Genomic DNA, 7,034 nt, shown 5'->3' with positions numbered 1-7,034 from the left:
GGGACTCAGCGCCCTCTTTCCTGGCCGGTGCCTGGCATAATTCACCCTGCTGACTTCTCTTCCAGCTGCTTGCATCTTTAATATCAACATTGTTTATTATTGCCGCTCATTAAAGTTGATATTTAATTAATGTTGTCAAACAGCAAATCGAGATTACAGTAATGACACAAATATTTTATTAATTTTTCACTTTAATAAACCCTGCTTAAACGTTAAGCATTTCATAGCAGAATGAATCGCTGGTCGGATATGTGCGAAATAAAATAAATAAGAACATGACATTTCTATCCTAACCCTACGATGGTAAAAATGAAAAAGTTAATGATGGCATTAGTGGCAGCTGTAGCGTTATCAGGTTGTGCACAGCAAACCTTTAAAATAAATAACGGCATTGCCGAAAAACCGACCCAAGAGGTCAAACAGAGCTTTTTTGTTCACGGCATAGGCCAGTCACAAACTATTGATGCAGCACTTGTTTGTGGTGGTGCAGACAAAGTTATCCGTACCGAAGTACAGGAATCGGGAATGGATGTTTTCTTGCGTATTATTACTATCGGTATCTACACACCTCGTGAGGCGAGAGTGTATTGCGCTAAATAATACGATGAGCAGGTGTTCGATGGATACCTGCTTAGCAATAATGTGCCTGCCATTATTTAACACGATTGAAAAATAGTGACGTAATAACTGAATAATTTTTGTGTCGTTAAGAAACACATTTAACGCTATCTGTTGATAGTGACACTTCCGTACTCGCCCCATCGACTTACTTATAAATCAAAATCAACGCATAACCCTCTTTATACACACAAAGTTGTATTTAAAATACATGTTTATATGTGTAAAGATATGTCAGGGGAAAGTACCTTCCCCCTCCTGCGTCGCGATGGCTCAGGCTTTGTACAATAAAAAAGGTTAGGTTATGCATTACTCAAAGCGTTTATGGCTAACGCTTCTCGTTATCTGCCTGGCGTCCTTTGGCGTGCTACTGTGGCTGGGCGGCGAGATTTATCAGCAGGCTCCGCCTATTCCGGCACAAGTTATCACGACGGATGGTGAGCAGGTTTTCACCGGGGAACAAATTCAGGATGGGCAGGAAGCCTGGTTTAAATCTGGCGGTCAACAGCTGGGTTCCGTTTGGGGCCATGGCAGCTACGTTGCGCCTGACTGGTCTGCGGACTGGCTGCACCGTGAAGCGCTTGCCTTACGCGACATCATCGCCGAGAAAAAATATCAGCAACCGTTCGATGCGCTAACGCAAGAACAACAGCTGGTTGCGGGCGGCCTGATGAAACAGGAGATGCGCCATAATAGCTATGACGCGCTGCGTAATGTCATCATTATTACACCGGAGCGCGCCAAAGCCATTCGTGAGGTTGCCGCGCATTATGACGGTCTGTTCAGCGACGCGCCTGATTTCCACGCGCTGCGCGTTGACTATGCGATGAAGGAAAATACACTTTCCTCTTCTCTGGACCGGCAGGATCTCGGCGCCTTCTTCTTCTGGAGCGCCTGGGCTGCCACCACCGAACGCCCAGATGATACCATCACTTACACCAGCAACTGGCCGCATGAAGCGCTGGTGGGTAATACGCCAAGTGCCAGCTTAGGCATCTGGTCTATTGCCAGCGTCATTCTGCTGCTGGGCGGTATTGGTGCCCTGGTCTGGTACCATTTCCGTAACGAAGAAGACGAAACCATTGTCTCCCCGGCCAGCGATCCGCTGTTCCGGCTGACGCTGACACCGTCGATGCGCGCAACCACAAAATATTTTTACGTGGTTATCGCCCTGTTTATGGTGCAAATTTTCCTCGGTTCGATGACTGCGCACTACAGCGTGGAAGGCCAGGATTTCTTCGGCATCCCGCTATCGAAAATCTTACCGTACACCGTACTGCGTAGCTGGCACACCCAGCTGTCAGTTCTGTGGATTGCTACCGCGTGGCTGGCAACCGGTCTGTATATCGCCCCGTTGATTTCCGGCAAAGAACCCGCATTCCAGCGTCTGGGCGTTAATATTCTGTTTGTTGCGCTGCTGATTCTGGTGGTTGGTTCGCTGGGCTTCGGCTGGTTGGGTGCAATGGGCTATCTGGATGCCAAACAGAACTTCTATATTGGTGCCCAGGGTCTCGAGTTCACCAACATGGGACGCATGTGGCAGTGGCTGCTGTTTATCGGCCTGATGATTTGGCTGGTGCTGGTGGGACGTGCATTATGGCCTGCCCTCACCCGTCCATCAGAAAACCGTGGTCTGATCATGCTGATGTTCCTGGCAGCCATTTGTATCGGCCTGTTCTACTCTACGTCCCTGATTTGGGGCTTTAAGACGCATTACGCCATTATTGAATACTGGCGCTGGTGGCTGGTTCACCTGTGGGTAGAAGGTTTCTTTGAAGTCTTCGCCACCGCCGTGATTGCGCTTATCTTCTGTCGTCTGGGTCTTATTCGTAGTAGCGCGGCGAACAAAGCAACATTGTTCTCGACCATCATCTTCCTGTTTGGTGGCATTCTGGGAACGCTGCACCACCTGTACTTCACTGGTGCACCGATCTCCGTCATTGCCTGGGGTTCAATTTTCTCTGCACTGGAAGTGGTTCCGCTGTCGCTGGTGGGGATTGAAGCTGCACACAGTTACTCACTGGCACGTAAAGCACCGTGGGTACAGCGTTACCGTTGGATGATCTTCTTCTTCGTGGCCGTGGCATTCTGGAATATGGTCGGCGCTGGCCTGCTGGGCTTCGCCATCAACCCGCCGATTTCACTGTACTACGTGCAGGGTCTGAACCTGACGGCAGCGCATGCTCATGCCGCGCTGTTTGGCGTATACGGTATGCTCGGTATTGGTCTAATGTTGTTCTGTCTGCGTGGTCTGCTGCCGGACAACCATTGGGTTGATTCTCTGTTGAAATGGGCATTCTGGTTGATGAACATCGGCTTAACGTGGATGGTCTTTGTCTCGCTGCTGCCGGTAGGGATTTATCAGTCATGGGCCAGCATTGATAAGGGGCTGTGGTACGCGCGCTCTCCGGAAGTGATTCACTCGCATATCGTTGAAACACTGGTCTGGCTGCGTGTCCCGGGCGACATCATCTTCGGTATCGGTGGACTACTGCTGGCGCTCTTTGCGCTGAAGCTGCTTACCAAAGCCAACGCTAAATCGATGACGCTGGCAAACGAGAAAAACTAAGCGCCGTTTTTAAGATGACGCTCAGCAATTAAAAGGCAACCGCAGCGCCAGTCGTTGCGGTTTTTTTATTTCGTCTCGCAAACCGGCAGCACCTTGATTCAAGTCATAAAGAGTATTCTTTGTAAAAATTCCAATGAGAGCTTTTTGAGTCAGGATATACTATTTGCACCTGTAAAAAGTAGGGTCACGTTGCCTTATCATCTGCGTGATAAATCAGGATTATCCCATGCCCCGAAATATAACGAAATTAAGAGTGCTCAGGAGAAGAAGATGCCTGAATTAACACCTTTTAAGGTGATGATCGTTGATGACCACCCACTCATGCGGCGAGGAATCAGTCAATTACTGCAGCTGGATAGCGCATTTGACGTGGTTGCCGAAGCAGGCGACGGCGCGAGTGCTATCGATCTGGCAAACCGGCTTGACCTGGATGTGATCCTGCTGGATCTCAATATGAAAGGTATGAGCGGACTGGATACCCTGAATGCGCTGCGCCGGGATGGCATCACAGCACAAATTATCATTCTTACCGTATCGGATTCCGCCAGCGATGTTTATGCCTTAATTGATGCTGGCGCTGACGGTTATTTGCTGAAAGACAGCGATCCGGAAGTGTTGCTCGAAGCTATTCGCAGCGGTGCGAAAGGCGGTAAAGCCTTCAGCGAACGCGTCAGCAACTACCTGCGTGAACGTGAGCTATTTGGCGCAGAAGAAGATCCGTTCAGCATGCTGACCGAACGCGAACTGGATGTATTACACGAACTGGCACAGGGGCTGTCAAACAAACAGATCGCGTCAGTGCTGAATATCTCCGAACAAACAGTAAAGGTGCATATTCGCAATCTGCTGCGCAAACTTAACGTGCGTTCTCGCGTTGCGGCTACCATCCTGTTTTTACAAACACGCGGCATGCAATAACCAGATATTGCCCGATGGCGCTACGCTTATCGGGCCTACAAGTTGCGTGCATCAGTAGGCCGGATAAGACGCTTTGCGTCGCCATCCGGCATCTTCCACGCTTATTTCTCCTGCGGCGACAGCTGTTCCAGCGCTTGTTTAATGCTGCGCTCAATCACCGAGCGGCGGGTATCGTTGGCAGGTAATAATTTCAGCATCATCTCCCACGCGGCGACCGCTTCACCGAAGCGCTGCTGCTCAAACGCATTAAACGCATACATACTCAGCACACGGACGTTGGCATGATCGCTTCTGACTAGCTGGCGCAGCAGTTCTCCACCCCGGCGGTTATCGTCCGGATCGGAGGAACGGGTCAACGCTTCCGCATAACCCAGCGCGGCATCGCTATTTTTCGGATCCAGCCGGTAAGCGTTAGCGTAGGCTTCGGTCGCCGTACTGGCATTGCCTAATACCATGCCAATACGCCCGAGCATGATCCAGCCTTCAACGTTTCCGGCGTCAGATTGCAGCCGCGTACGCAGCCCCAGCGCCAGGCGCGTCATATCCTCTTCATTCAGCGGCTCGGCTTTCGGATCCAACGCGCGTTCCAGCAACCCCGGAGCCTGGGCGGTGGCCTGCTGCCAAACTTTTACCTGCTTATAATTACCGGTGTAGTAATAGCTCACCGCCACCACCACAAGCGCCACCACCACGCCAGGTGCAAACAGCCACCATCCACCCCGCGTGCCATCCGGTGTGGTATCGTCAGGAAATTCTTCCTGCTTCAGGCGAACGCGACGACGAGAACGGGCGAAGATAATCCAGCCTCCCAGACCAATCGCCACCAGCGGCATCACCCACAGCAGTACGGTCAGTGGTGTCAGCGGCGGATCGTAGGTCACGAAGTTGCCATAACGCGCCACCATGTAATCGACGATCTCTTTCTGGCTTTTCCCTTCTTGCATCAGCTCATACACTTTCTGACGCAGGTCGGTGGCAATCATCGAGTTTGAATCAGCAATGCTGTTGTTCTGACATTTTGGACAACGCAGCTGCTCGGTAAGCTGGCGGAACTGCTGCTCCTGCGCTTCGTCCTTGAACTGCATCACATCGATAGTGGCCAACGCCGAACCTGAGACAATCAGCATCAGCACGCCCAGTAAAAACCTCATTGCGCGGCCTCCTTACTGTACTTATCCCACAACGGTTTGAGCTCGCTCTCCCACACCCTGGCGTTTAAATCGCCGGCATGGCGGTAACGAATAATGCCTTTACCGTCGATCAGGAACGTTTCCGGCGCGCCGTACACCCCCAGATCCAGACCCAGCATCCCGTCGCCGTCAAACAGGCTCAGCGCATACGGATTACCCAGCTCTTTCAGCCAGACGATAGCTTTCTGGCGATTGTCTTTGTAGTTCAGACCCACAACCCGAATGCCCTGCGCTGAAAGCTGGTTCAGATACTGATGTTCAGCGCGACAGGTCGGACACCAGGTCGCCCAGACGTTAAGCAGTACCGGCTTGCCCTGCGTAAGCACATCGGCCTGATAATGCTGACCCGGGTTCTCCAGCGACTCCAGACGGAATGTCGGTACCGGTTTACCGATCAGCGCCGACTCCAGATTTGTAGGATCGTCGCCCTGCGCGTTACGTGCCAGCTGCCACAGCAACGCTGCGGCAATCACGAGAAAAATAATAAACGGAATTAACAGTGCGTTGCGCTTCATACAGCCTCCGGCGCTTTTTCTTGCCCGGCAGTGCGGGGACGCGTGCGCTGGCGATAGCGCGGATCAAACAGGCAGAACAATCCGCCCAGCGCCATCAGTAACCCTCCGGCCCAAATCCAGCGAATAAACGGTTTGTAATACAGACGCACGGCCCATGCGCCGTTGTCCAGCTCCTCGCCCAGCGCCGCGTACAGGTCACGGGTAAATCCGCCGTCAATGGCCGCCTCGGTCATCATCGAGCTGGTGCTGTTATAAAAGCGTTTTTCCGCATGCAGCGTCGCTTCCGGTTTGCCGTCACGCGTGACGCCAATAATCGCGACACCGCCGCGATAGTTAGGACCGGTGATATCTTTCACTTCACGGAAGGTGAACTGGTAATCATGAATGCCGACACTATCGCCCGCCTTCATGCGCACATCGCGTTCAACGCTGTAGTTCTGGCTAAACGCAATACCGACGATAGTGACGGCAAGCCCTACGTGACCCGACACCATACCCCAGTAACTCGGCGTCAGCTTCGTGCCGCGTGAAATACGCAGAAATGCCTCAGACATGGCCAGCACAAATATCCAGCAGGCCATTGCCATGCCGACGACGGTCATCGCGGCAATGCGATCCTCAAACAACCACGGTAGCAGCACGGACATTACCAGCGTGGTGACAAAAGCGATAATCAGCAACGTTTTTAGTTTGCGCGGCCGGTCGCGTCCCCAGCGCACCAGCGGCCCAATCCCCAGCAACAGCGCGAACGGTGCCATCAGCCAGGTGAACATGGTATTAAAGAACGGCTCACCAATCGAAATACTGCCCAGCCCCAGCTGTTTATGCACCAACGGCAGCAGCGTGCCCAGCAGGACTACCAGCATGGCGGCAATCAGCAAAACGTTGTTCCCCAGCAGCAGCGATTCACGCGACCACAGTGCGTTATTGACCCGCGAGCGAACCTTATGCCCACGCACCGCAAACAGCAGCAGAGAACCACCAATCACCAGCACCATAAAGGCCAGGATAAACATCCCGCGCGACGGATCGGAGGCGAAGGCATGTACCGACACCAGCACGCCCGAGCGCACGAGGAACGTCCCCAACAGGCACAGTGAGAACGCGCAGATTGACAGCAGTAACGTCCAGGCCTTAAAGCTGGCGCGTTGCTCCGTAACGGCCAGGGAGTGCATCAGCGCCGTCCCCACCAACCACGGCATAAACGAGGCGTTCTCTACCGGA

Annotated in this window: 6 protein-coding genes; 3 read left to right on the top strand and 3 right to left on the bottom strand. The window is 52.7% G+C overall.

Annotated elements, in window-relative coordinates; all coding sequences use genetic code 11:
- Positions 1-309: 309 nt before the first annotated feature.
- From FDW95_RS07450 to narP, 3 genes are all read left to right on the top strand, one after another.
- Positions 310-600, top strand: a complete 291-nt coding sequence (locus FDW95_RS07450; RefSeq protein ID WP_115257957.1) for a Bor family protein — start codon at positions 310-312, stop codon at positions 598-600.
- A 322-nt stretch (positions 601-922) separates the two neighbouring features.
- A complete protein-coding gene (locus FDW95_RS07445; RefSeq protein WP_115257956.1) occupies positions 923-3,187 on the top strand; it encodes a nitric-oxide reductase large subunit in 2,265 nt (754 codons plus the stop codon).
- Between the two features lie 270 nt (positions 3,188-3,457).
- Positions 3,458-4,105: a nitrate/nitrite response regulator protein NarP gene (gene narP / locus FDW95_RS07440; protein WP_115257955.1), complete on the top strand. Its 648-nt coding sequence runs from the start codon at positions 3,458-3,460 to the stop codon at positions 4,103-4,105.
- A gap of 101 nt (positions 4,106-4,206) precedes the next feature.
- On the opposite strand, the gene FDW95_RS07435 is transcribed toward narP, so the two are convergent.
- From FDW95_RS07435 to FDW95_RS23580, 3 genes are all read right to left on the bottom strand, one after another.
- Positions 4,207-5,256, bottom strand: a complete 1,050-nt coding sequence (locus FDW95_RS07435; protein WP_115257954.1) for a cytochrome c-type biogenesis protein CcmH — start codon at positions 5,254-5,256, stop codon at positions 4,207-4,209.
- The gene (dsbE, locus tag FDW95_RS07430) at positions 5,253-5,810 is read right to left on the bottom strand and encodes a thiol:disulfide interchange protein DsbE (RefSeq protein WP_115257953.1); all 558 of its coding nucleotides are present in this window, start codon (positions 5,808-5,810) and stop codon (positions 5,253-5,255) included. Before dsbE ends, FDW95_RS07435 begins: the two co-directional genes overlap by 4 nt.
- Positions 5,807-7,034 (bottom strand): heme lyase CcmF/NrfE family subunit (locus tag FDW95_RS23580; protein WP_249358956.1); only part of this gene is annotated, 1,228 nt, incomplete at its 5' end. The genes dsbE and FDW95_RS23580, both read right to left, overlap by 4 nt.

Source organism: Citrobacter sp. wls718 (assembly GCF_005280945.1).
In the GTDB taxonomy this organism is placed as follows: Bacteria; Pseudomonadota; Gammaproteobacteria; order Enterobacterales; family Enterobacteriaceae; genus Citrobacter; species Citrobacter gillenii.
The sequence above is the reverse complement of the archived record's forward strand: the minus strand, read 5'-3'. Positions and strand labels throughout refer to the sequence as shown.

What these genes read in the sequence shown, in the direction of transcription:
- FDW95_RS07450 (WP_115257957.1), top strand. Translation starts at nt 310, where the DNA reads ATGAAAAAGTTAATGATGGCATTAGTGGCAGCTGTAGCGTTATCAGGT.
- FDW95_RS07445 (WP_115257956.1), top strand. Translation starts at nt 923, where the DNA reads ATGCATTACTCAAAGCGTTTATGGCTAACGCTTCTCGTTATCTGCCTG.
- narP (WP_115257955.1), top strand. Translation starts at nt 3,458, where the DNA reads ATGCCTGAATTAACACCTTTTAAGGTGATGATCGTTGATGACCACCCA.
- FDW95_RS07435 (WP_115257954.1), bottom strand. Translation starts at nt 5,256, where the DNA reads ATGAGGTTTTTACTGGGCGTGCTGATGCTGATTGTCTCAGGTTCGGCG.
- dsbE (WP_115257953.1), bottom strand. Translation starts at nt 5,810, where the DNA reads ATGAAGCGCAACGCACTGTTAATTCCGTTTATTATTTTTCTCGTGATT.